General features: G+C 63.8%; 2 protein-coding genes. Both read left to right on the top strand.

From position 1 onward, the window contains the following. Positions 1 to 515: sulfate ABC transporter permease (locus IB263_RS33825; protein ID WP_192439606.1), on the top strand; the 515-nt coding region annotated here is incomplete at its 5' end. Between the two features lie 31 nt (positions 516 to 546). Then, positions 547 to 671 (top strand): ATP-binding cassette domain-containing protein (locus tag IB263_RS33830; protein WP_192341263.1); only part of this gene is annotated, 125 nt, incomplete at its 3' end.

Here is a 671-nt window from a genome sequence, read left to right on the forward strand (position 1 = left end):
TCTCCGGCCTCGTCTTCGTGCTTCTGTTCGGCTCGCACAGTGTCCTTGGTCCCTGGCTGCAGAGCCACGGCATCCAGATCCTCTTTGCCGTGCCGGGCCTGGTGCTCGCCACCGTCTTCGTCACCTTCCCCTTCGTCGCCCGCGAGCTGATCCCGTTGATGCAGGAACAGGGCAGTAGCGACGAGGAGGCAGCCTTGTCTCTCGGGGCATCGGGCTGGCAGACCTTCTGGCATGTGACGCTGCCCAACATCAAATGGGGGCTGCTTTACGGCGTGCTTTTGTGCAACGCCCGCGCCATGGGCGAGTTCGGCGCCGTCTCGGTGGTGTCCGGCCATATCCGCGGCGAGACCAACACCATGCCGTTGCAGGTCGAAATCCTCTATAATGAATACAACTTCGTCGCCGCTTTCGCGGTGGCGGCGTTGCTGGCGCTGCTGGCGCTGATCACCCTGATTTTGAAGACGGCGCTGGAGATCCGCTACAGCGCCGAGATCGCCGCCAGCCGCAGGCACTGACCGGGAAAGCCGGCATTCGAAAGGTATTGTCATGGACGTGCGCGTTCACAACATCCGCAAGGAATTCGGCCGCTTCCCGGCGCTCGACGACGTCTCGCTCGACATCCGCTCCGGCGAGCTGATCGCGCTGCTCGGCCCCTCCGGCTCCGGCAAGAC

The organism is Ensifer sp. ENS03 (genome assembly GCF_014852035.1).
GTDB lineage: Bacteria > Pseudomonadota > Alphaproteobacteria > Rhizobiales > Rhizobiaceae > Ensifer > Ensifer adhaerens.